This window comes from Anaerocolumna sp. AGMB13020, assembly GCF_033100115.1.
GTDB lineage: Bacteria > Bacillota > Clostridia > Lachnospirales > Lachnospiraceae > Anaerocolumna.
In genome coordinates this window covers 4,973,598-4,998,903 of record NZ_CP136910.1, presented here as the reverse complement: position 1 = coordinate 4,998,903, position 25,306 = coordinate 4,973,598, and the positions used below count along the sequence as shown (strand labels likewise).

At 39.8% G+C, this 25,306-nt stretch carries 19 protein-coding genes; 1 reads left to right on the top strand and 18 read right to left on the bottom strand.

From position 1 onward, the window contains the following. Positions 1 to 20: 20 nt before the first annotated feature. The gene (locus R2R35_RS21070; RefSeq protein ID WP_317731835.1) at positions 21 to 1,583 is read right to left on the bottom strand and encodes a glycosyl hydrolase family 28 protein; all 1,563 of its coding nucleotides are present in this window, start codon (positions 1,581 to 1,583) and stop codon (positions 21 to 23) included. Positions 1,584 to 1,808: 225 nt separating this feature from the next. Beyond that, a complete protein-coding gene (gene pgmB, locus R2R35_RS21065) occupies positions 1,809 to 2,459 on the bottom strand; it encodes a beta-phosphoglucomutase (protein WP_317731834.1) in 651 nt (216 codons plus the stop codon). Between the two features lie 595 nt (positions 2,460 to 3,054). On the opposite strand from pgmB, the gene R2R35_RS21060 reads away from it, so the two are divergent. Beyond that, on the top strand, positions 3,055 to 4,071 hold the full coding sequence (locus R2R35_RS21060; protein WP_317731833.1) for a LacI family DNA-binding transcriptional regulator: 1,017 nt from the start codon (positions 3,055 to 3,057) through the stop codon (positions 4,069 to 4,071). Between the two features lie 155 nt (positions 4,072 to 4,226). Here R2R35_RS21060 and R2R35_RS21055 read toward each other — a convergent pair whose 3' ends face one another. From R2R35_RS21055 to R2R35_RS20980, 16 genes are all read right to left on the bottom strand, one after another. Beyond that, the gene (locus tag R2R35_RS21055; protein ID WP_317731832.1) at positions 4,227 to 6,419 is read right to left on the bottom strand and encodes a glycosyl hydrolase family 65 protein; all 2,193 of its coding nucleotides are present in this window, start codon (positions 6,417 to 6,419) and stop codon (positions 4,227 to 4,229) included. 46 nt (positions 6,420 to 6,465) lie between these two features. Continuing rightward, positions 6,466 to 8,760, bottom strand: coding sequence for a glycoside hydrolase family 65 protein (locus R2R35_RS21050; RefSeq protein WP_317731831.1), 2,295 nt, complete (start codon positions 8,758 to 8,760; stop codon positions 6,466 to 6,468). Between the two features lie 3 nt (positions 8,761 to 8,763). Continuing rightward, the gene (locus R2R35_RS21045) at positions 8,764 to 9,642 is read right to left on the bottom strand and encodes a carbohydrate ABC transporter permease (RefSeq protein ID WP_317731830.1); all 879 of its coding nucleotides are present in this window, start codon (positions 9,640 to 9,642) and stop codon (positions 8,764 to 8,766) included. Between the two features lie 11 nt (positions 9,643 to 9,653). Continuing rightward, positions 9,654 to 10,565, bottom strand: coding sequence for a carbohydrate ABC transporter permease (locus tag R2R35_RS21040; protein ID WP_317731829.1), 912 nt, complete (start codon positions 10,563 to 10,565; stop codon positions 9,654 to 9,656). Positions 10,566 to 10,655: 90 nt separating this feature from the next. Continuing rightward, positions 10,656 to 12,131, bottom strand: a complete 1,476-nt coding sequence (locus tag R2R35_RS21035) for an ABC transporter substrate-binding protein (RefSeq protein ID WP_317731828.1) — start codon at positions 12,129 to 12,131, stop codon at positions 10,656 to 10,658. Between the two features lie 328 nt (positions 12,132 to 12,459). Beyond that, positions 12,460 to 13,290 (bottom strand): undecaprenyl-diphosphate phosphatase, encoded by an 831-nt coding sequence (locus tag R2R35_RS21030; RefSeq protein WP_317731827.1) that lies wholly within the window; start codon positions 13,288 to 13,290, stop codon positions 12,460 to 12,462. Positions 13,291 to 13,557: 267 nt separating this feature from the next. Continuing rightward, on the bottom strand, positions 13,558 to 15,993 hold the full coding sequence (locus tag R2R35_RS21025) for a DNA internalization-related competence protein ComEC/Rec2 (RefSeq protein ID WP_317731826.1): 2,436 nt from the start codon (positions 15,991 to 15,993) through the stop codon (positions 13,558 to 13,560). A 92-nt stretch (positions 15,994 to 16,085) separates the two neighbouring features. Beyond that, complete coding sequence (locus tag R2R35_RS21020; RefSeq protein WP_317731825.1) at positions 16,086 to 17,147, bottom strand: GerMN domain-containing protein; 1,062 nt, start codon at positions 17,145 to 17,147, stop codon at positions 16,086 to 16,088. 74 nt (positions 17,148 to 17,221) lie between these two features. Next, positions 17,222 to 18,631: a sensor histidine kinase gene (locus tag R2R35_RS21015; protein WP_317734830.1), complete on the bottom strand. Its 1,410-nt coding sequence runs from the start codon at positions 18,629 to 18,631 to the stop codon at positions 17,222 to 17,224. A 25-nt stretch (positions 18,632 to 18,656) separates the two neighbouring features. Beyond that, the gene (locus tag R2R35_RS21010; RefSeq protein ID WP_317731824.1) at positions 18,657 to 19,343 is read right to left on the bottom strand and encodes a response regulator transcription factor; all 687 of its coding nucleotides are present in this window, start codon (positions 19,341 to 19,343) and stop codon (positions 18,657 to 18,659) included. Between the two features lie 41 nt (positions 19,344 to 19,384). Further along, entirely contained in the window at positions 19,385 to 20,095 is a 711-nt protein-coding gene (locus tag R2R35_RS21005; RefSeq protein WP_317731823.1) for a helix-hairpin-helix domain-containing protein, read from the bottom strand. Between the two features lie 135 nt (positions 20,096 to 20,230). Continuing rightward, entirely contained in the window at positions 20,231 to 20,671 is a 441-nt protein-coding gene (locus R2R35_RS21000) for a DMT family transporter (protein ID WP_317731822.1), read from the bottom strand. A 139-nt stretch (positions 20,672 to 20,810) separates the two neighbouring features. After that, positions 20,811 to 21,989 carry an aspartate aminotransferase family protein gene (locus R2R35_RS20995; RefSeq protein WP_317731821.1) on the bottom strand — a complete coding sequence of 393 codons (1,179 nt, stop codon included), beginning with the start codon at positions 21,987 to 21,989 and terminating at the stop codon, positions 20,811 to 20,813. An 89-nt stretch (positions 21,990 to 22,078) separates the two neighbouring features. Continuing rightward, complete coding sequence (argB, locus tag R2R35_RS20990; RefSeq protein ID WP_317734829.1) at positions 22,079 to 22,972, bottom strand: acetylglutamate kinase; 894 nt, start codon at positions 22,970 to 22,972, stop codon at positions 22,079 to 22,081. Positions 22,973 to 23,111: 139 nt separating this feature from the next. Beyond that, a complete protein-coding gene (argJ, locus tag R2R35_RS20985; RefSeq protein WP_317731820.1) occupies positions 23,112 to 24,332 on the bottom strand; it encodes a bifunctional glutamate N-acetyltransferase/amino-acid acetyltransferase ArgJ in 1,221 nt (406 codons plus the stop codon). Between the two features lie 193 nt (positions 24,333 to 24,525). Continuing rightward, complete coding sequence (locus tag R2R35_RS20980; RefSeq protein WP_317731819.1) at positions 24,526 to 25,128, bottom strand: Maf family protein; 603 nt, start codon at positions 25,126 to 25,128, stop codon at positions 24,526 to 24,528. Between the last annotated feature and the right edge of the window lie 178 nt (positions 25,129 to 25,306).

The window sequence follows — 25,306 nt, the reverse complement described above, 5'->3', positions numbered from 1 at the left end:
TCTGGATTCTTATGAACCTCTTACCGAATTGTCAAATTTTCTGTAGTAGCAGTATCTATCTCAAAGTTACCCTGTTCAAAATTGAGTATTTTCTCTCCCAGGATTTCAAGATTATGAATGGAAATATTGCTGATCTTATGGTTTTCATCATAACCTTCTATTCTGGAAGGACTGAATTTTCCGGAAAGCACTTTGACATTATCAATAGTTACTCCCTCTATTACCCCTCTTTCTTTAGTTGACGTCCAATTTGAGGTCTTTGGTATATGCAGATCTATGAGATACGGCATCTCATCTCCATCTCCTGATCCCATCTGCGCATTTTCAACGGTTATATTCTGAAAGGTAACAGCTTTCACTGCTGCATCGTCTGCATTATGTACTGATATAACAGGCTTATGGAAATTGTTCAGAATGGTAATACCATCAAATTTGATATTGGTAATGGATACCCCTTCTACCTGTCCTTTGTTGGTCTCATAACCAATTTCCATTGACTGGGCAAAATCCGTCCATAGCTGCATATTCTGAAAGGTTATGTCAGAGGAGCTTCCTTCATAATTCTTCACAACCAATGAATCATCCCAGCTTCTTACAAAGCAATTGGATACCTGGTAATTGGTACAGGACTGCAGTGTTATTCCATCTCCGTTTGGTCTTGAAGATATGATTCTTATGCCATCGATAATTCCATTGGTAGAACTTTTTGCAGAACAAACCCAGGCATTGGGATTCAAGACAATGATATCTTTAAGGGTTACACCATCACAGTTATCGAATTTTAATGGCACATAAGCCGTCTTTCCCATCCAGCCCTCAAAACCGGAGCCGTCTAAGATACCTCTGCCGGCTACCTTGACATTCTTTGCGTAATTGGCATTGATAATGCCATGTACAACTGCACCTCCTGCCAGATATAACGTCTGGTTATCCTCTAAGATGATATTTTCTATATTCCATTCCCCTGGTCCTATGTACTTGATGGTATCCGTACTCTCCGTAGGAGCTTCTGTATCTATGGGATTGGCAAAGATATGAAGTGCACGTTCCGGTGAGTCATTATATGTAACAGTATAATTGCCCGGTTCTGTCACAGAGAAGGTAACCGTTCCTTCCTGCTTGTTTACCACAGGTGTTATATTACTGCTTAAAGGACTTATTTTTGCTGATTGCAACTCCATGGCTTTAAGACTGACCTGTATTTCAACGACACCTTCAAAATCAAAATATGTGATAGGTGTTCTGGACTGGGGCGGCATATAATTCTGATACCATTTTCTGGAATGATTCACATTGGTGTCATATACGTAACAGTCATTGCCATTAACCTTTACCTCTGTATCCGTACAATGCAGCAGTGCATAATTTCTCTCCTTTTCGCTGGCACTGACCAGGTCTTTAGCGGTTGCATCTTTTAAGGATTCAGGCCCCTCATAAAGCACCAGCTTTGTATTCTCGTAATTCATCATCCTACTGACCTCTAGACTTCTGTCTCTTAAGTTTTTTCCTGCCACTCCGGCTGTAATAACCAAAACAAAAATTACTAACCATTGTACCAGAGCTATTCCTTTCTTCTTATCCATCTGGACACCCCTAAGGAAGATTCTCTCTCCCTGCCACAAATTTTCGCCAAAAGATTATGTGTGGCACCTTTTCTTAGATTTTCTTTTAGCTTACCCTTCTCTATTTTTGGCCTGTTAAGTTTATTTAGCTATTAATTTATAAACTATTTCGTTTGCCAGGTTTTTACCTTGCCGAGTTTTATGTTTTATTAAGCTTTTCCATAATTCACATAATCCAGCATTCAATTAAGCCTCAAGAATTGCTTTCCAATCTATCTCCGCATCAAGACCTGTTGCTTCGTAATCTGCCCGTAACAGCTCATATTCACTTCCCACTCCAAGAGTCTTCATATGGGCTGCCTTACCGGCTACGATACCTGCCAGGGAATCCTCAACTACCAGACAGTCCTCATATTTGAGTCCCAGTTTATTAGCGGCTACTTCAAAAACTTCGGGATCAGGTTTGGACCTTGTAATATCTAGCCCGCAGCTTACCTTGTCTATGTATTTTATTAGTCCGGTTTTCTCAAGTATAAGTGGAGCGTTTTTACTTACAGAACCTATACCAATAAGGTTTCCATTGCTTTTAAGCATCCGAAGGCATTCCGTCACGCCCGGAAGGATTGCTCTTTCATCCAGTTCCTCTAGCAATTTCTTGTAGTAATTATTCTTTCTCTCTGCAAACTCTTCTTTCATTTCCTGACTGTAGATCTTACTGCCCTTGCTTAATACTACCTCCAGGGATTCCATTCTGCTGACACCCTTTTGCTTCTTATTATCTTCTCTGGTAAATTTATCGATACCAAGCTCGACAGCAAGCATCTTCCAGGCTTCAAAATGAAGTTCATCCGTTGATACCAATACTCCATCCAAATCAAAAATTACTCCTCTTATCATAGTTTTATCTCCTTATTTTCCTTTTGTATTTATAAGATGTATACCTGTTCTCTGAAAGCTATTTGTTTTCCCCTCATTATGAGCTATTCACATTTTAATTTCTTTCTAATTCCGCTTCTTTATATTACTAACTTCTCAGAAGTTCTTTCTTCTCAGAAAATCTTTCATAAAAACTCTTTCTTAAAAAACTCTTTCTTCTAAAAAATTCTTTCTTCTAAAAATTCTTTCTTCTAAAAAACTCTTTCTTCTAAAAAACTCTTTCTTCTAAAAAACTCTTTCTTCTAAAAAATTCTTTCTTCTAAAAAATTCTTTCTTCTAAAAAACTCTTTCTTCTAAAAAATTCTTTCTTCTAAAAAATTCTTTCTTCTAAAAAATTCTTGTTCTCAGTTTTTCTACTTTCAAAGATTTTTCTATATTACTTCCTTCAGGATTATGAACTAACTAATTACAGCCTGCACTCTGACTAATATGCTTTTTCCCTGGCAGCAGGCGTGAAAGGTATGCAATTTATTTAATCTGTACATTTCCGGTCAGGTATGTTAAACTGTTTGTACTTTGGTTTAACATTAAACTTGTGATAGAAAGGAACATGAAAATGACCACGATTAAAGATATTGCACAGGCCGTTGGGGTAAGCTGTACCACTGTCTCCAATGTAATTCACGGAAAGACGGGACGTGTATCAGCTGAAACTATTACCCTTATAAACGAAGCCATAGATAAGCTAGGTTATGTTCCGAATATGTCTGCTCGCGCACTGGTGTCCAGCTCTTCTAAAGTTATCGGAATGATCAGCCACCTGACTTCGAATAAAAAAGAAAGTATCGTAGAAGACCCTTTTCATTCCGCCTTTATCGGTTCCATCGAAAAAACCCTGAGAGAAAACGGTTATTATTTAATGCTTCGTACCGTGGAAACCACCTCAGACCTGATGAATTTTCTACATAACTGGAATGTGGACGGGCTCTTTTGTACCGGTGTATTTCAGGATGAATTTTTCGAGGCATTAACCAGTCTTAAGATACCCGTTGTTCTAATAGACAGTTATGTATCACATCCTAACATTTGCAACGTAGGTCTTGAAGATTATGATGGAGGCTATACTGCCACCAGGTACCTCATTGACAAAGGCCACAAAGACATTGCTTTTGCTTCTCCTACTATCAAAGAGAAAGGTGTTGTGTACGAACGTTTTCTGGGTTATAAAGAAGCGCTAAAGGAAGCTTCCATTCCTTTTCGTAAAAACCTTATCTTTGAACAGGAACTTGATACTGCTACCACGGTTGAACTTGGTAAGCAGCTTGCTCTCAGAAAAGACATCACAGCGGTTTTTGCAACTGCGGATATTTTAGCTGCCGGTATTATGGCAGGTCTCAGACAAGCGGGTAAAATGATTCCTGACGATATATCTGTAATGGGTTTTGATGATATCAATCTGTGCCAGCTGACATCACCAATGCTTACGACCATCCATCAGGATGCACCTTTAAAAGGTAAGCTGGCAGTTTATTTCCTTATGGATAAGCTTGATAACAAACCTCTCCCTAACAATGAAGTGATTCTTCCAATTCATCTGGTAGAACGGGAGAGCGTCAAATCACTCTATAATTAATCAGAAGGGGATGTTCTAAACGCATCCCCTTAATTTGACTCTTTAAATTTTCTTTACCTTCCAGCTTTGAAGTATAAAAGCGCCTCTAACTAAACTCTTCCCTCATCAATGAATATAAAATAATAAACACTATCACTATCCCATACTGATTACATCTAGTCTCTTATCTTCTCCACTTCAGCTTTATCCTTTGTTACAGTAACCTGGTACAGTTCTCCCAGATATTGAACCTTAAACTTCAAATGCTTCCAGCCTTTCGGTAATCTTGGTTCAGCTTTCAGCTCTCCATTCTCAAGCTTAAGTCCTGCAAAGCCTTCCACTGCCGTCATATAAGCCCCTCCGCTGGCTGCAGGATGGGTACCTCCAATATATATTAACCCGGCCCACTGTTTCCCTCCGTCACCCAAATCTGCTTTGGCTGACTTTAAAAAGAATGGATACGCCTGATCCGGCATATTGCACTTGCAGGCAACCATGGAGTACATACAGGCACTTAAGGAAGAGCCATGCTCCGTTCTCGGCTCATAATAAGCCCAGTTCTTATAGAGGATTTCCATATCATATTCTGAGGAAAATAAATTCATCATAGTCACAACATCTGCCTGTTTAATGACTTTGGTATGGGATGCCACGCCATAGGCTCCTCCCCAGTATTCCTTCTCATGGAGCAGTCTTCCTTTTACCGCTTCAACGGATACGTCTTCCAACTGTTCGTATCCGTCAAATTGCTCAATAATGCCTGTCTTCTCATCTGGCTGCGGTATGTAAAGATGCAGAGCCGCATCACGAAAGCTTTCCAAAAGCAATGTTTTCTCAGCTGCTTCCGCCTTATTCTCTGTTTCTTCTTCCAGAAGTTTTATAGCCGCCTCGAAAGTAAACTTTACCATACGGTTAGTATAGGCATTGTTATTAACCCTCTCATGGTACTCATCCGGGCCGATAACATCGTAAAGCTCATACTTCTCATCCTTTACTCTCTTAATTAAAAGACTGTAGTAGAACTTGGCACATTCTATAATAGTCTCTGCTCCGCCTTCACTTAGCAGTTCCTTATCGCCGGTAAATTCAATATAGCGCATTATACCGTAAACTACGGCTGTTGATATATGAATCTGCTTATCTTTAAAATAGGTGCGCATGGGGCGTCCGGTAAACACGTCTGTTACATTATAGTCAGAGCAGGCATCATAACCGCCCTCCTGACTCTCCCAGGCGTAAAAGGCACCGCAAAAGCCATAGTCTCCGGCTTTTGCTTTCGCTCCTTTTAAGGTATCAATTCGATATTTCAGCAAGGTTTTTGCTACTTCCGGTTCTGTAAAAAGGAAGAAATCCAGCATAAACATTTCCGTATCCCAGAACACCGCACCCTTATAAGTCTGTCCCGATAAGCCTCTGGCTGCTATAGAAAGGCTTTTAGAATGTCTTGGCGCAATGCTGTGCAGATGATACAAAGAATAATTAAGAGCTTCCATGGCCTCGTCATCACCTTCAATCTCTACTTCTGATCTGCTCCACTTCTTTTCCCAGTTATTCTTATGTTCTTTCAGCAGTGCTTCATATCCTCTTTTCTTTGCCTCCAATACCAGTTGTTTTCCTTCCTCCTGAAAAGCAGCAGTGTCCAGACTGGTATAAATTGAAATGTACTTAAAAAAGGTGTAGCTCTTCTCTGCAGTAACCTGTAGTTTAAGATGTCTTAATACTGTTCTATCCTTCTCTTTTGTAGATTGCTCCGCAATAGCAGCCTCCTGCCCAGCAACAGAAGGAATCTCCAGTGCTTCATAAACTGCTACCTTATCCTGCTTCTCGTGGGTAGTTGCAACTGCACCGATAAGTTCTCCGGTAACTCCTGTAAGCACACTGTCATAATGAGGACCATTAATATCCCAAACCTCACCGTCGATACCGGTTATAACCTCAATTTCACCGTCATAGGAAGGTACTAATGTCACCTTCAGTGCAATGAGATGTTTATCCACCATACTGGCAAATCGTTCTGTTTTTAAGGTCACCGTCCCTTTTGCCGCCTCAAAAACAGTTTCTCTGCGAAAGATACCATGTCTGTAATCGAGTTCCATTGTATGGGCTTTATGTTCTTTTTCCGAAAGACAGTATTCCTTCCCCTCTATCAGAAGACGTGTGAACAGCCCATTGGGTGCGTTTAGAGGTTCCCGCCAGCCATTTCCCACCTGGTCATAGATTCCTGAAAGATTGACTGCCGGAAATTGATCCTTCTTTGATTCCTCCAAAGTTCCCCGAATCCCCATATAACCATTGCCGATTAAGAATTTATTACCAAGTCCTGTTGCTTTCTCGGGTTGATAGCCAAGTTCTTCAATGTTCCAGTTCATTTCTTATTTATCACTCCTTCCCTGGTATCGCCTTATACACCAGCTATTACTGTATAACAGGAACTCTTACTTCTTTCTGTCCGATTACATATTCTTTCTCATAGATCAATACTTTGAGTCCGGTATTGGAATCGGAGGAAATCTTAATATTTTCCTTGTCAATTGATACCGCTACCACTTCCTCTTTTACATGCATCTTAAAGGAATATCCCTGCCACTGTTCCGGTAAAGAGGGAGCAAAAGCCAGTTCTTTTCCATCAGACCGCATACCGCCAAAACCATAAACAATATTCATCCAGGCTGCGGCTATTGATGTTGTATGTAAACCTTCTCCGGTATTTCTGTTATAGTTATCCAGGTCCATTCTGGTTGCAAAGCCAAAGAATTTATAAGCTTCCTCCGCTTTTTTTAACTGTGCTGCCAGTATGGAGTGAACAGAAGGTGAAAGTGAACTTTCATGGATACATCTGGGTTCATAATAATCATAATTGCTTCGTAATTGCTTTTCTGTAAAATCCCTGTTATACAATAACATCAGCATCAGTACATCCGGCTGCTTTAACATGTCATTGCGATATATCCTGTCGTAAGTCCAATGATGGTACAGTGGGAATTCTTCCATGGGAATTTTGTCAATATCCACATGCGGAAGGTTAAAATACCCTTCATGCTGTTCATAAAGCTCTGTTTCTGTCTGGTAAGGAATATACATATGCTCTGCTATTTTACGGAAGTTCTCAATTTCTTCTTCCTTAAGATTTCTGTCTCCGGTTATATCCCGATACTTATCCGGTGCAGTGAAGGAGCATCTGCTTAATACATCCAGAGTATATTCAAGGGTTTTCTTTCCCATATAATTGGTGTAGCAATTGTTATTAACCATCATCTGGAATTCATCAGGTCCCATAACTCCATAGAAGCCATAACGAGTCCCATCCCCGCTCCAGTCACCTCTGGTGGCAAGCATCCTGCTGACTTCAATCAGTACTGGCATACCCTTCTCAAATACAAATTCATCGTCTCCGGTTATATTTTCATAATGCCAGAAGCCATAAGCAACAGCTGTAGAAGCCTGGAGCTGAAGGCTGGCATGCTGCCAGAGAGAGCAGCATTCTCTGCCGGTTATGGTTGCTATGGGATAAAAGGCTCCCTTACAATCAAGGGCTTTGGCACGCTCCATTGCTTCCGTCAAGGTAAGATACCTGAATTCCAGCAGATGCTTCGCTGCCTGTGTATTGTTAAAGATATAAAAGGGAAGACAATAAGCCTCCGTATCCCAGAAGGTATTGCCGCTGTATGCTTCGCCAGTCAGTCCTTTGGCACCGATAATTGTACCTTTATCCGCACCGTGATAGGTCTGATGCATCTGGAAGATGCAGTATCTGATGCCTTGCTGGTTCAGCTCATCGCCAAGGATTTCAATATCTGATTCCTGCCAGGTCTTATGCCACCAGTTAAGGTTATCCGCTTCCAGCATTCCGATATCCAGTGCTTTTAATATAGACGGGTTCTCTTCCCATTTCTTTAAAAAGGCTTCTTTATCAACAGTTTCAGTTGCTTTTCTGGTAATATTTCTGATTATCTTGCCAAATTCAAAAGCTTTTCCCTGCTCTAAGGCAATTACAAACTTTCTTACGAGCTTTTTCTCTTCTGCATAATCTTCTTTGCTTTGATATTCGCAGAGAAATCTGCAGCTGGTTAAGAGTGCCTGATCTGTACTAACAGTATTCCCCAACATACTAAGGGTCTCTTCTTCTGCTGTTTTTGATATCACATTCCACATGGAACGTCCGGTCATATGATGAATCTGTGTAAAATCAATCCCGGAATAAAGCTTGATTTCCCCTGAGAAATTAAGAGGTGTCACAATTATTTTTTGCACCGCAGTTTCTGCTTCTTTCATGGATAAGAAGCGTCTGAACTCCAGTTTTATTTTCTTACCAGAGGGCAGCACCCAGACAAAGCTTCTGAACAGGATACCACTCTTAAGGTCCAGCTCTCTGTAAAAATCTTTAAAGTCGGAGGTATTAAGATCCAGTGTTTCCCCTTCTGCTTCAAGTCTTGTATATAACCAATCCGCTGAATTTACGATAAATTCCGTTCTGTCAATAATTCCTTTATAACCTGATTTCTCAAGCTGTGCTGCTTCATAAATACCGTTAAAATAATTTCCGATAAGGCTGCTTCCGGAATAACCCTCCTCGAAACTGCCTCTGGTTCCCATATATTCGTTACCCAGGGAAAACACGGATTCTGACACCAAGGCATACTCCTTGTTGAAACCCTCCTCGATTATTTTCCATGGATGTACTTTATAATAAATATCTGCTGATTTTGCCATACGCTACCCCTTTAATGCCCCTGCTGCTGCACCTTCTGTTATTTGTTTCTGGAATAATGTGAATAAAATGATAGGAGGAATAATTGAAAATGCTACTGCTCTCAGTACTTCCACATCTGTTGCATTAGAAGTTCTGAACAGGAACAGTCTTACCATAACCGTTTCCAATCCCGAACCATTTAACACCAGATAAGGCAGAAGAAAATCTGACCAGGCAGCATTGATTGCAAAGATAACCACCACCATAACAATGGATTTTGACAGCGGAACTACGATACTGGCAAAGGTTCTAAGATAACCGCATCCATCCAGCTTGGCTGCCTCAATGATTTCTTTTGGCAGGCTTTCAAAGAACTGCTTAAATAATATTACGTAAAAGGCATTGGCTCCAAAGGACAGCCAAAGCGGTAAAAAGGATTGATTCAATCCGATTCTGTTAATATTGACAAACAGTGCCACGACGCTGGTCGTAGTCGGAATCAGTAAACTCCACATGACCAGACCAAAGACAAGCTTATGTCCCTTTGGTTTTAAGATTCCAAGTGCATACGCAATGAGTCCGTTAAAAATGACTGCGCATAAGACACTACCTCCTACTGAGATAAAGGAATTAATATAATATTTTGCAAATTTCAAATCATTCCAGGTCTTTGCATAGGCACTGAAATTGAATACAGAAGGCAAAATCGTCGCACTTCTTCTGAATTCCTTAATATCCTTAAAGCTGGCAAGGAATACCCATACCGGAGGAAATAAGGATGTGATTACAATGCTAAAGCATATCAGATAAATTATAATAATAAGTGCTCTGGTGCGTTTGGAATGAAGGTCATAAAAACGGACAACACCGTCTTCTTTCTTTCTGTAATTGTCAAAAAACATTCAAACACCCCCTAATCTTCTTTGGTTGCGGTAAGCTTAAAGTACAGACCGCTTAAAATAATAAGAACAATACTCATCATTACAGACAGAGCTGCTGCCATTGGATAATTGAAATCCCTGAAAGCATAATTGTATACCAGCTGCATGATGGAAATACTTGCGTTATTCGGACCACCATTGGTCATAACCAGCGGTTCGTAAATAATCTGAAATACTGCAATAATCTGAAGAATCAGCATAGTCTTGCCCAAAGCAAAGATACTGGGAATGGTAATAAAACGCATACGGTTCAGTATACCCGCACCATCTATAGTTGCCGCTTCATAAAGCTCTGGATTGATATTGGATATACCGGCCATATAAATTAAGGCAGTAGCTCCTGCACCTTTCCAGGTCATAGCTGCAACAATCAACGGAATGGTCCATTTAGGATTGGTAAGCCATACCTGTGGAGCAACTCCGATTTTGTCCAATAAGATATTTAAAACTCCTGTGTTACCGGGACGAAAAAAGAATCCCCACATCAAAACAGTAGCCAGACCCGGCATAATATTAGGTAAATATACACCCACTCTGAAAAAGCTCTTAAAATGAGTTGTTTCAGTAATTAGAGATGCCATAATGATCGGCACCACAAAACCAATTAACAGTGACCATAAAATATAGATAAATGTGTTGGAAAAAGCTGCGAGAAAGTCAGGATGTCTGATTACCTTACCATAATTTTCAAAGCCTACAAACTCGATCAAACGGATTCCTTTTGCAGTATAAAGGGAGAGTCGGATACTTTCTATCAATGGCTCCCACACAAAAAATGCAAATAAGAGGATTGTCGGCAGCATTATAAGCCATCCTGTCACATCTTTTTTCTTGATTCCAGCTCCTGGTGCTTTCTTTGCCATATCATTTTTCGTTCCAGCCACGTTATCTGCCCTCCTTATGTTATAATGTCTTATCGCAGCTGATGGGCATCTTACACAAGATCCCCATCAGCTTTGTTTAAGTTATGTTTACTATTTATTTACATTCTCATCAAGTAATTTCTGATAGTTGTCATTAGCAGTCTGCATAAGGGAAGCTACATCTGCATTCTTATCCGTGATAACAGCCTGAAGCACTTTGGTAAGTTCAGAATATAAATCCTGAGCAGAACCGGGTTCTTCCAGTCTTAAGTTACCATCCTTTTTGATGATATTAAAATAATCATTGAACAGATTCATATCAACGTTATTGAATTCATTGGTTACAGCAGCCTCTGCATCCAGTACCTTCTGGTCAACCCAGCAAGGGAAACGAGGTATTACAGGTACATTGTTATCAATCTTATTCTGAGCGTCAGCTTTCATACCGGCAATGGCAGCATCTGTTGCAACTGGAGCTTTCCCCATGATCTCTAGGTAATCAAGAGCAGCATTGATCTGTTCAGGCGTTGCATCCTTTGAAAACATATAAGGAGTACCACCGGATAAGGAATACTGTCCTCCGGGACCTGCAGGCATAGGCACTATGGCAAGTTTATCTGCTGGAAGGCCATTAACCTGTGTAGGCTGATTTACTGCATCGTTGGCAGCTATGTACATAGCAGCTGTTCCTGTTCCTAAGTTTACAAAACCAGTTCCCCAATCTTCATTGGTAGGATCGGGAGTAAGTACGTCGTATTCCCATTTTAAGGACTTTACATATTCCATAGCAGCAATCGCTTCAGGAGAATTTACATTTGCTACGAATTTACCATCTTTTTCAAGTGTTAAAGTTGCACCGAAGTTCCAGGCAATATTACTGAAATGCCAGCCGCCTGCATTATCCTTTGCCAATAGGCAAAGACCGGCCTGACCTGTCTTATCTTTTATAATCTTAGCCGTCTGAGCAAGCTCTTCCCAAGTCTTAGGATATTGGGGATATCCGTTCTCATCTACTAAACCGGCTTCTTCAAAAAGCTCGATATTAACCATCATACCAAGTGCATAACCGTCACGGGGAATTCCATATATTTTTCCATCTTTGGATAACAGATCACGGATGGAGGGATTCATTGCTGTATCCCAGCCTCTTGCTTTTAGCTCCTCTGTAATGTCTGCCACGAAACCACCGTTAATTAATTTCTGAGGTTCTGTATACCAGGTCTCAAAGATAGTAGGCAGGTTGCCTGATTCTGCGAGAGAAACGAAGGTATCCGTTGCATATTTGTAATAGGCGGGTACTACCTCAACATTAGGATGTGTTTCATTAAACGTTTTAACATATCCTTCATGAAGCTTAATATCATCTGTTAAAGTGTCCTCCGGCCAGATACCAAGCTTAAGTTCAAAGTTCTCGGCAGGAGCTTCTGTAGCTGCTGCTTCTGTTGCTGTTGCTTCTTTTGTTGCTTCCGGCGTGTTGTTGTCTGAACTGGTGTCTGTTGTGTTGTTATCCTTCTTACAGCCAGCTAACATGGTTGCAACCAATAAAAAACACAGGAGCAAACTTACAAGTCTTTTGGTTTTTTTCATAAATGATCCCCTTCCTTATTGTAGGTTCTTATATAGTTTTACGTTAAACTAGTTATGCAAAAAAATAGTACGTTGTTGGTTTAACGTTAAACCCATTATAGCAGTTGTGTATTTTGTTGTCAATAGCTTTTATTTATATTTTGCAATTGTGTATTTTGCCCTGTAAATCCTTTCTATTACTGAAAATATCAGTAACAGAAAGGATTTGTTACTTACTATTTCGTTATTTCAGCAAGATAAAAGAGTTAATTTTTTATAGACAAAGAAACGATACTTTTGTACCGTTTCTTTGTCTATAACCATATTCCTAAATCTCTATTGTTTACTATTAATGAAGGATAAGGAAATACCCTAATACCAATATACCTAATACGATACGGTAAATACCAAAGGCTTTGAAGTCATGCTTCTTGATATAGCCCATAAGAAATTTGATTGCAATTATGGATACTACGAAAGCTGACAACATTCCCAAGACAAGTACTAAAATCTCATTTCCAGTAAAATCAAAGCCAAACTTCAACATTTTTATAAGGCTTGCCCCAAACATAATGGGAATCGCCAGGAAAAAGGTGAACTCAGCTGCTATCTCTCTGGATACACCAATTAAGATTGCACCGAGTATGGTAGCCCCTGATCTGGAGGTTCCGGGAATTAAAGCCAGAACTTGAAAAAGACCTATGATAATAGCCGTCTGATAGGTAATCTGGTTCAAACTGGTGATTTTAAAATTCCCTCTCTTGTTCCTGTTTTCAATAAATATAAACAGGATACCATAGACGATCAGAGTTACAGCAACCGTTACATAATTGTAGAACATCTTGTCAATATCATCATCCCAAAGGGTCCCAATTACACCTGCCGGTATAATAGCAACCACTATCTTAAACCACATATTCATAACATCCATTTTGATAATGGATTTCTTTTTATCCTTTAGTTGAAAGGGGAAGATCTTATTCCAATATAGAACCAAAACTGCAAAAATAGCTCCAAGCTGGATTACCACCCTAAACATTTCCATAAATTCATAGCTTACATTAAGAGGCATTACTTTTTCAACCAGTATCATATGCCCCGTACTGCTAATAGGAAGCCATTCTGTAATTCCTTCCACAATTCCATAAAATATAACTTTTAATATTTCTAAAAAATCCATTTCTTTACCTTGCCTTCCTCCTTTTTTTTCGTGCCATTATTAATGGTATACCCTATTAAAAGTATTCTGTCAGATATAGCAATCAAGCATGTACCGCCTATTAATCAGGCTGGAATATGGCTGGCTGCCGGTTCTATTATTCTTAACAGAATTACGATAAGGTATATTATAACATAAATGGCAGTTTACTAACAGGAAAAAGTTCTTAATAAATTCTTATATTTCACGACACTGGTATTTTATTCATTCCTTTTCCCGTTTCACAGTTCACCGAAGCCACTCCTCCAGTTTCATATTCTTTCCATCTGTAATAATAGTAACTGCTCCGCTCTCTGTTGTTTTTAGTATCTGGCTGCCGCTCTCCAATAATCTTGTAACTGTTTCTGCATGGGGATGCCCATAAGAATTATCGATTCCGCAAGAAATAATGGAATACATAGGCGATACTGCCTGAAGAAATTCACTGCTGGTTGAATACTTAGAGCCATGATGAGCAACTTTTAGTACCTCATATCCGTGTAACGCATCAGCCTTTTTTTGTGTAATTTGCTCGATAATCTGCTTCTCTCCTTCCCCTTCCAAATCACCGGTAAGCAGCATATCAAATTCACCATACTTCAGACTTAATACAATCGAATGAGTATTTTTGTCTGAATTTGTTTCGAACCCCTGATCCGGCCATAGGCATTTGATACTTATACCTTTAAGGCTAAAATTGTCTCCTGTATTTAACACAGATACCTTTACCCCTGAAGCACCTGCTTTCTTAATAAGGTTAGTGTAGGTTTCATCCTTTCGATCTGCTCCCGGCAATAACAGGTTCTTTATTCGTATACTCCCCTTATAATCCTCCTCTAAGAATTCTAAGACTCCTGTGTAATGGTCCGCATCACCATGGGTAACAATGGCATAATCAATTACGTTGATACCCTGATATTTCAGAAATGGTTCCAATCGGTATTTTGACAGCTTCTTTACATTGGAACTTCCTCCGTCTATCATAATGGTTGTCTTACCTGGCAGCTGAATAACGATTCCATCTCCCTGCCCCACATCCAGAAAGGTTACCTGCAGATTGTTTGCCGTTTGTGGTATTAATAATAGCAACATAGGTAATACAAGGAGCAGACTTCTTCTTCGTCCTTTTTGTTTGTTGCACCTGAGAAAGAGGATTAGCAGAATGAGATAGGAAGCTATGGTTATCAGCCCCGGTCTTCCTGTCAGAATACTTTTTCCTGGCAAACCTGAACCAATATGGCACACTGCTTCGTAAAATACCAGGATATAATTAACCCCGCCCATAAAAAATACGCCGGCAGGAATACTGACACAACCGATTAGTACAGCAAGGAAAGCAAGAATTGTTAACAGTGAGGATACTGGGATGATTAAGAGATTGACAATAGGAGAATAAACGGGAATTTCATAAAAGAACCATAAAAGCACCGGTAAAAGAATAAGCTGTACACTTAAACTCGATAATAGCGTCTGAATTACTATATTATTCCAAAAATAAAACTTGAATTCTTCGTAAATTCTCTTTAAATTCTCACGAGAGGATACCTTCAGCTTCGGCAATCGCTTTTTCCGCTCCTCTTTTTTCTCTTTTAGTAATGCTTTACAAAGAGCAGGATAAACAGTACCAATACCAATAACTGCACCAAAAGATAATAAGAAGCCCGCACTGGTTATATCCAGAGGGCTTTGCAGAAGGATTATCAGTGCACTGACTGCTGTTCCAGAGAAAAGGTCATAGGTTCTGCCGACAAGAACTGCTGCCATGTATACAGTCATCATTACAACCGCTCTATTGGTCGATACACCAAAGCCTGTTAGTATTCCATAAGAATATAAAAAGAATAAAGTTATTACCGTGGACTGAAAAAGCGGCATGTGTATTTTTCGAAAGATTTGATAAAGAGTCAGACCCAATAAGGATATGTGCAGACCTGAAATTGCCAGTATATGCGAAATGCCATTTTCTCGGTATAGTTCTTTTATGTCTTCCTCCAGATAGCTGGTATCACCTAACATCATTGCTGTAAGTACACCTGCATTTTTCTCTGGTAACAATTTATAGTAAGTATCTGTGAGCTGTTTTCTGACAGCAGAAAGAGCCTGATAATAAAAATTGGTTTGTGTGCCGGATATGACCGCAGAATCTGCATAGAATTTATAAGCATACTTTTTAGATTTATAGTAGAGATATTCATTGAACTGACCGGGATTAGAGGCTTTGGTAAATTTTATCAGCGTTCCGGTGATATAGACTTTGTTTCCGATTATATATTGCTTTCCATCCTCTGTATATACCAAAAGTTTGAGATTTGCGTATTTATTATCGCCAAAGGAAAGTTGGGATTTCTTTAAGGTTATTCTTGTATAGCTGTCATTTTCCTCTACAAGGCTGATAACACCTTCTGCCGTAGCATTTATTTTAGTGGTAAATTCCTTATCCCCAGGAGGCGCTTTTATCTGCTGATTCATACGCAGATACCCTAACACGAACAAAACCGGCAGCAACAGAAGAAAATAATAATGATAGAAACGTCGTTTTGAAGCTTTCTTCTCAAACAGCCACCACAGTACTGCTATCATTAAAACGATACTTCCTCCATACACTAAGGGCAGGGATAACTGAAACACTCCAATCCCTGCCAGGTAGGATGCTAAAAGCCAGACTAACGGCCTCTTTGTATTCATTGTTTATACCCCTTGCATATTGCAGGACAACCTGCGATACTGCCACTAATAATAAGGATTGAAAAATCCTGACGTGACATCCTTTCAATTTATTATTTTCTTTCACTCCTGTCCTCATCCAATAAATCCAGATTCCTTTCAAAGCTTCCGTCAAAAGCAATGTTATCCTGAAAGATTTTTTTTGGTGATCCGTTTATGGTAAATTGTACTTTGTTTATGGTTGATAATTCATCCAGGGAATTAACCACTGAATATAGTACTACCTCGGGCTCTACTCCCGGAACCTTATCCAGAAATTTTTCATTAAAATCCACATAACATATTCCATCTTTGGTAGTTACCTTCAGCAGCTCTGTTCCATCCGGAAGACTTTTTTTCATGGTAGGATCAACAGGCTCATTTGGTATTTCCGGTCCATTGAGTAACTGATCAATAATGGCTTTTTCAATAGGCGGTATGTTCTCTGTATATATAATGGTACGGTTGGAAGCTACTAAACCGTCTCCCGCTGCATTCGCATAATATATGGTTACATTGATGTTCTCCGCGCCGCTGCCATCTATAAAATCATCTGCTTTCATAAAATTAATGGGTTTTCCATTGGTTCCATAAAGCGGTGATCCATCTACATAAAAAGCAATATCGTCGACTCCCTTTATCTGACACAGGGTTTTGATGATACACGCTCTGGTAAGGACTTCTGTAATACCCGTCAAATTATTATAGGCGGCATTAAAATAAAGACTAAGTCCTCCGCTGTCACTAAAGGTCGCCTTTATCCGTAGTCCTTCCGGAATTGCCCTCTTTAGGGTTATATCATCAGACTCCGTCGACAGTACCTCTAAAAACTCTTTTACAAGATTCTCCTTCGTATTTTCAGTAGGTGTATATTTCACAGGAACTATCTTGGTCTCTGATTTATCCATATAATATACAAAAGGACCCTCTTCTTTCGCAGTCTTATCCTTGTCCTCCTGCCCTTCACTACAACCCGCCAGCAGTATTACAACCAGAAAGAGAAAGAACAGAGGAAGTTTCCTACATGTTCTTCTTAATGGCTTTGACTTCGTTCCGCCTGCTCCGGACTTGACATTCCGCAAGCTCTGCTTTTCAGCTATTCTATTTTCAAGAAATTTTTCTTTGAATATATTCATGTTTTTTCCTGCTCTGCAAACGCTAGACGTTGCCTTTGATAATTCACTTATGCTTCGTTGAAGGCTTGTCTTCCTTATGCAATATAATTTATTGGAATACGTACAGTAAAGGTAGTACCTTCATTTTCTTTGCTATAGACCTTAATGGCACCCTTATGCATATGGACAGCATTTTTTGTAATCGCAAGTCCTAATCCGGTACCACCGGTACCTCTTGACCTTGCCTTGTCCACACGATAGAAACGGTCAAAAATAGAGTCCTGAGCTTCCTCCGGAATTCCGATTCCCGAGTCTGACACTTTTACATAGAAATATTTATGGTCAGCATTTAAGGATACTCTTACCCAGCCATCTTCCACATTGTACTTTACTGCATTCTCAATGAGATTAGAGAATGCCAGGGATAATTTCACTTCATCCACTTCGGCAATTACCGGACGATAGCTCTCATAAATCAACTCAATATTACTATTCTTTGCAATTGGGCGAAGCCGCTTTAATACCACTTCCAGCAGGTCATTGATTTTAATCGCATTGATATTCATATCACTGGCAGCTTTATCAAGTTTGACAAGGGCCAGCAGATCATTGATAATCTTATTCTCCCGCTCTATCTCTTCTGCAATATCCACCAGAAATTCCTTATACAATTCTTCTGATGCACCTTCCTGCATCAGGAGGGAATCAGCCAGAACCTTTACAGAAGTTAAAGGAGTCTTCAATTCGTGGGATACATTAGATACAAATTCCTGTCTGGAATTTTCGAGGTTCTTGATTCTTTGAAGCATCTGATTCAAGGACTGGGAAATCTGCTGCACCTCATAAAATCCGTCCACCTTAACTTCATCATCCATATAACCTTCTGTCAGGTGTCCGATTGCTTTTTTTAAGTTCAGGAAAGGTTTCGTAAATACGCCGGAATAAAAAAATGCATATACCAGAATTAATATGATAGTCGTAACAAAGAGAACCGTAGTTTTTCTATACAGTATCGTATGAATACTCTGAACATTTTTCGTAGAAAAGTTCATCAAAACAACACCTACGCTTTCCTTAGAGGCTGTATTCTCTTTGGCAGAGGAATAGGTGATAGGCACTATCATTTCTATATAATAATCGCCATTGCTGCGGTAGATGCTATTGCTGCTTTTAAGGCATTTAATTACATCTTCTGAAATAATGATATTGCCATCTTCTATTCCGTAGGTGTCCTTTAATATATTAAGTTTACTGTCAATTACCATGATACGGCCTTCATAGAGGCTTGCAATGCGCAATATCTCTGTATTTACTTCTGCCAGTGTAGAATCTGCCAGATAACCGGAAGACGTCAACAGATTCGCCAAAGAACTGCCCTGACTCTGCATTTCAGATTTCTTTTGCTCCAATGCGGTCTTGTCATAGGTATTTAAGATTTCCCAGGAGAAGAACAATAAAGGGATAACTCCTATAATAAATAGTGCAAGAAGTGCATGCACTCTCATGCTCTTGATAAACCATAATTTTTCTTTAATTTTGGAAAAAATAGCCAACACCCCATTTTGTATGTACATATTTAGGTTCGCTTGGATTATCCTCTATCTTCTCACGAAGTCTTCTAATATGCACATCCACTGTTCTGACATCTCCGGGATAATCGTATCCCCATACGGTATTCAGTAAGTTTTCCCTGCTGTAGACTTTGTTGGGATTGAAGATTAATAGCTCCAGCAAATCAAACTCTTTTGCAGTTAAATTTACTTCTTTGTTATTTACATATACCCTTCTGCTCTCACAGTCTATCTTTAAATCGCCAAATACTACCACCTTCGCCTGAACTTCTGCATTCTGCTTGGTGCTGCGGCGCATAATGGCTTTTATTCTGGCCTTGACTTCAAGTATATTAAAGGGTTTCGTTATATAATCATCTGCTCCATATTCCAGACCAAGAATCTTATCCATATCATCCCCTTTGGCTGTCAGCATGATAATTGGCATATTGGAGAACTCTCTGATCTGCTGGCATACTTCAAAACCAGTCATAACAGGCAGCATGACATCTAAAAGAACCACATCATACTCCTTCTTCTTCGCTGCTTCCAGCGCTTCCTCCCCATCATAAGCACAGTCTACTTCCATGCCATCCTGCTCAAGGCTGAAGCGGATTCCCTTTACAATTAATTTTTCATCATCAACAACAAGTACTTTTTTTCCCACGCTTATCACCTATTCCAATCACATTTTCCAAAGGCTTATGCCTAATTTACTTCAATCATATCCTTGATTTTATTATAAACTGCATCTTTAATTCCTTCGATTTGCTTCAACTCTTCAATACTTTGAAACTTACCGTGGTTTGTCCGATAGTCTATGATACTGGCGGCCTTGACCTCGCCTATTCCGGGCAGGGTACACAGCTCGCTTTTTGCTGCAGTATTTATATTCACTTTGTCTGTTTTATTGGTATCTTCTCCTGCATTATCTGAACCGGCACTATTTCTGTCTGTCAGGATAATCTTCTCGTTACCTTTTCGTACTTCTTCTCTTGTAGGAATGTATATCTGCTGTCCATCTTCCACATTTGCCGCCTGGTTGACGTAATTCTCGTCCGCCTCTTTTGTAAAACCTCCGGCTGACAGGACCAGCTCATATACTCTGGTATCTTTTGAAGCTTCATAAACTCCAGGATTCCTTACAGCACCGCATAAATGCACATAATAAATCTGTGTTTCCTGCTCTGGAGCACTCTCCTGTTCCTGAATTTCTACTGCAGTTTCCCCTGTTTCTTTCTGAGTTTCTGCCTGTAAGTCTGTTTGGGATTCTGGTGAACTGCTCTCTGCTAAATTAATCGGAGTGCCTAGAGTACTGTTCTGCTGATTGCTTCCTGCTCTCTGACAACTGTAGATAACTCCGGTCAGAATGAGAAAGACAGCGATAAGACCTGCTTTTATATACTTTTTATCCTTCATATTAAACCTTTCCTTTCAGGAAAGGCCCGACAAACTGTATCCTCAATACATTTGCATGTTATCATTCTACCTAATTACCAATTGGATTACAATAGATATTTTGAAAAGAATCAAAGTTTAAGAAAATCGTAAAAATTACTCCCATTTAAAGGTTAAAATGCCACCAATTACAAGAATTACACCAATCAGCTTCCTCCACTGAAAGTCCACTTTATCAGCTCCAAAGATTCCAAGAAGTTCGATAAGATATGCTACAATGAGCTGAGAGGTGACAATTACCATAATTGCTTTTGCCGGTCCAAGGGTACCAACACTCTTAATAACGGTAAAGGTGATAAAGGCTCCGATGGCACCTCCTAAAAGCATATATTTACTATCGATTTTAAACAGTCCTGAAAAACTCCCTTCACGTCCTGTTACATACCAGGCAAGCATACAGACGATAAATGCAGTAAACTGAACAAAGCTTGAAGCCACCCATACACTTGTCTGTTTGGTTACACCGGTATTAAATACCCCTTGAATGCTCATAAGAGCACCTGAAATAATCGCCATTAAGAATCCGAATAATCCCATATCGCTAATCTTTCCTTTCTATATCCCTTCTGCTTTTTTATCTAAACAGTAATTTTTCAGAAGCGTTTAAAAAAGGAACTGTTACAACAGCTCCTTTTTACTATTTATTAGTCTTTACCGATATAGGGTTATTTACACATTAGTCGATGATTTTTTTCAGGATATCAATCATCTCATCAACCTGCTCTTTAGTTATTATTAAAGGCGGTACAAATCTTACTACATTGCTGCCCGCTGAAAAGAGTATCAGATTTTCCTCCATTGCTTTGGTAATAATCTCTTTGACCGGATAATGAAACTCAAGTCCCTGTAAGAGTCCCTTCCCTCGTCTCTCTTTGATTCCCTCATAGGACTTTACCAGTTCCTCAAGTTTCTCTTCCAGATATGCGGATACTTTCTTCACATGAGGAAGCAGATCAAGCTTCTCATACTGGTCGAATACCGCATTAACAGCTGCCGCAGTGAAGGGATTGCCACCATACGTAGTACCGTGATCTCCCGGTTCAAAAGCAGAAGCTGCCTTTTCATTTGCTGCAAAAGCTCCGACGGGAACACCGCAGCCTAGCGCCTTCGCACTGGTTAGAATATCTGGCTTTACACCATACCCCTGCCAGGCAAACATTTCACCGGTTCTTCCCATACCGCATTGAATTTCATCAAAGATTAAAAGAATATCCTTTTCATCACAGAGCTTCCTTAAAGATTGCAGATACTCTGAATCGGCAGGATTTACACCACCTTCTCCCTGTATGGGTTCCAGTAGGATTGCGCAGGTCTTTTCGTTTATTTTATTCTTTATATCATCTATGGAATTCAGTTCCGCAAATACCACTCCGCCAATCAGTGGTTCAAAAGCTTCTCTGTATTTAGGCTGTCCTGTTACAGCTAGTGCTCCCATGCTCCTGCCGTGAAAAGAATTATGCAGGGCTATTATCTGACTGTCACCTGTGCCATGCTTCTTATAATAATATTTTCTGGCAAGCTTTATAGCGCCTTCAATGGCTTCTGTTCCGCTGTTGGTAAAAAATACTCTGTCCATTCCAGAAGCTTTGGATAACTTATCAGCTGCTGTAATTGACGGTACATTGTAGAAATAATTCGAGGTATGCAGCAGCTTATCAATTTGGTTCTTTAATACCGCATTATATTCTTCATTACCGTAGCCAAGAGCAAATACTGCAATTCCGGCACCGAAATCCAGGTATCTCTTTCCGTTGATATCATACAGATATACGCCTTCTCCTCTGTCCAGAATAATTTTATATCTGGAGTAGGTGTGCATTAACAGTTCTTCAGCTTCCTTAATATAATCCTCCATTTTTTCCTCCATTCCTGCATGTAATATTTTGCACATCTGAATTTGTACCAGTATATTGCAGGTACAAATCTGGTTAAGAGAGTGCGGTTTTATTTCGCCATTTCATGTTCAAACAAAATACTTTCATTGTTAATAATTGCAGTACCTATTCCCCTGTTGGTAAAGAACTCCAGAAGCAGGCAATGTTCCATTCTTCCGTCCAGTATATGTACTCTGGATACTCCGCCTCTTACGGCATCGATACAATTCTTTAGTTTTGGGAGCATTCCGCCTCCTATAAAACCCTCCTGAATAAGTTCATCTGCTTTTTCAAGGGTCAGTACAGAGATTAAGGTATTTTTATCAGCCGGATCTGTATAGACGCCTTCTATATCTGTAAGGAATGCCAGTTTTTCCGCCCCAATAGCTGTTGCCACGGCACAGGCCGCATCATCCGCATTGATGTTGTAAGCGTGGTAATTATCATCCAGACCAATAGGAGCGATAACCGGTATGAAATTATTATCAATAAGGGTATTGATTAAGTCAGCTGAAACTTCTGTAATATTTCCCACATATCCGATGTCCTGACCATTTACAAATCTCTTTTCCACTTTCAGAGTGGAGCCGTCTTTACCGGTTATACCAACCGCTTTTACTCCCAGCTTTTCAATCATCTGAACCAGGTTCTTATTTACCTTACCAAGCACCATTTCTGCAACTTCCATTGTCTGCTCATCTGTTACACGAAGACCTTCTACAAAAGTGGATTCATGTCCCAGCAGGCTCACCCACTTTGAAATTTCCTTTCCTCCACCGTGAACGATAATGGGCTGCATTCCGATAAGTTTCAGCAGGGCCACATCCTTTATCACATTTAATTGAAGCTCTTCATCAAGCATAGCACTGCCGCCGTACTTAACTACAACCTTCTTTTTATTGAATTTCTGTATATAGGGAAGCGCTTCGATGAGAGTCTGCGCTTTTATAAGTATCTGATCCATGGGTTCCATATGAATAATTCCTTTCTGATGAAAGCCTCTGTTTGCTTTCGTTTTTATGATAGGTTTTCTCTGAGATATAACGTTCGCAATTATTTATTTCAGGACATGCTATCCCCTTACTGTTATATTGCAGGACATATTATGAACGGTAATCTGCGTTTATTCTGATGTAACCGTCTGTCAGATCACACCCCCAGGCTGTGGCTTCACAAGAGCCGCTCTTAATATCTGCAATGGCCTTCACTTCCTTTTGCTTTAATATTTCAGTGGCGGTCTCTTCGCTGTAATCAGTTGCCATTCCATTTTCAACGAGTTTAAGCGTACCTGCAGAGCTTTCAATAAAAAGATCAACTTTATCCGGGTCAAAAGCTACTCCCGCATATCCCATGGCACAAAGGATTCGGCCCCAGTTGGCATCATTTCCGTATACTGCAGTCTTTACAAGGTTGGAGGTTATAATGGATTTGCTTAACATTACTGCCTGGTCTTTGCTGTCGGCACCCTTTACCGTACATTCAAATAATTTGGTAGCCCCTTCACCATCTGATGCCATCATTTTAGATAATTCTGTGGTTACCTTACGAAGTGCCTGCGTAAAAATCTTATAGTTACTGTCTGTTGCTGTGAGTTCTTTATTACCTGCAAGACCATTGGCTAAAATAATGAGAGAGTCATTCGTAGAGGTATCCCTGTCAACCGACACCATATTAAAACTATCCTTAACATCCTCTCTGATGGCAGTTAACAATAGCTCCCTGCTGATGGCAAGATCTGTGGTAATAACTCCAAGCATGGTCGCCATATTAGGATGAATCATTCCTGAGCCTTTTGCCATACCTCCTAAGGTAACGGTTATACCGTCAATTTCAAAGACCACTGCATACTGCTTGGCAAAGGTATCAGTAGTCATTATTGCTTCTGCCGCTAAATCACCATATGCTATCTCATCTCCCAGGTTAGACATTAAAAGTTTACAGCCCTCACCGATAATATCAATGGGAAGCTGTTTACCGATAACACCTGTTGAGGCAGTTAAAACTTCTTCTTTCTTAAGACCTAGCTCTTCAGCCATAAAGACAGCCATTTTTTCATTGTTCTCGGTTCCTAACTCACCGGTACAGGCATTGGCTACACCGCTGTTTAACACAACCGCCTGGGCTTTCCCATATTCTTCTATGATTTTCATATCCCAGATAACCGGAGCTGCTTTGACCAGGTTCGTGGTGAAAGTTCCCGCAGCATTTGCAGGCACCGTACTGTATACCAATGCCATATCTTTTTTCTTCTTTTTAATACCTGCATAGATACCCGCTGCTTTATATCCTTTGGGAGCTGTTACTCCTCCTTTAATAATTTCCATGACTTCCTCCATTCCCACATATCTCTTCCATGTGATGTCCTTAAGCATTTTCTTCTTACCCGGCTTAATCTGTTGGAAGAATATAAATGCATAATATAAATATGAAAGCTTCATAATGCTTTCATCTCAGGAATTATTTCCTGTAACTGATTTATAATTATACACTTTCATAAATTATTATGCAATACCCAACTTAAAAATTATTTACGATATCAATTCCTTCCTTTAAAAGTTCATGGTATATTTTCGAAATAGGAAGTCCTACTATGTTATAATATTCACCCTCAATCCCTTCAATATGAATAGCAAAGCTTCCCTGAATCCCATAGGCACCGGCTTTATCAAAGGCTTCTCCCGTTGCCAGATAATGATCGATCTCATTATCTGTTAACTCTGCAACCTTTACAATGCTTCTCTGGTGAAAGATCAATTGCTTTCTTTCTCCTTCTGCTTCCTTTATGATAACAGAAACACCTGTATAAACTTCATGGGCTCTGCCGGAAAGGCTTCTCAACATCTGGAATGCATCCTCTTTATCTTTTGGTTTTCCCAATGGTGCACCCTCTAAAAATACAAGTGTATCAGCACTTAATATAAGAACTTTTCCATAATCTGCTGTTATTTCCTGCTCAATAGCTGTCGCCTTCATGGCAGCAAGTTCTTCCACCAGCGCTACCGGCTCTTTCTCATCGGACTCTTCTGAAACATTGCTCACGATTACTTCAAAATCTACCCCGGCCTGTGCTAATATTTCTTTTCTTCTCGGCGAACCGGATGCCAATATAATCTTATACATAGAAACCTCTTTTCTGATGATTCATCTTATTTATTCAGATTGTAACTTTTTTTGCCAATTATATCATCGCCCCAATGGTTTGTCCATTCAATCCATTCACCGAATACTCTCTTAAGCCCTTATCCTTATCGTAGTTCTTACATTTTTTATTCTTATATTAAATAAGTATTATCTCCCA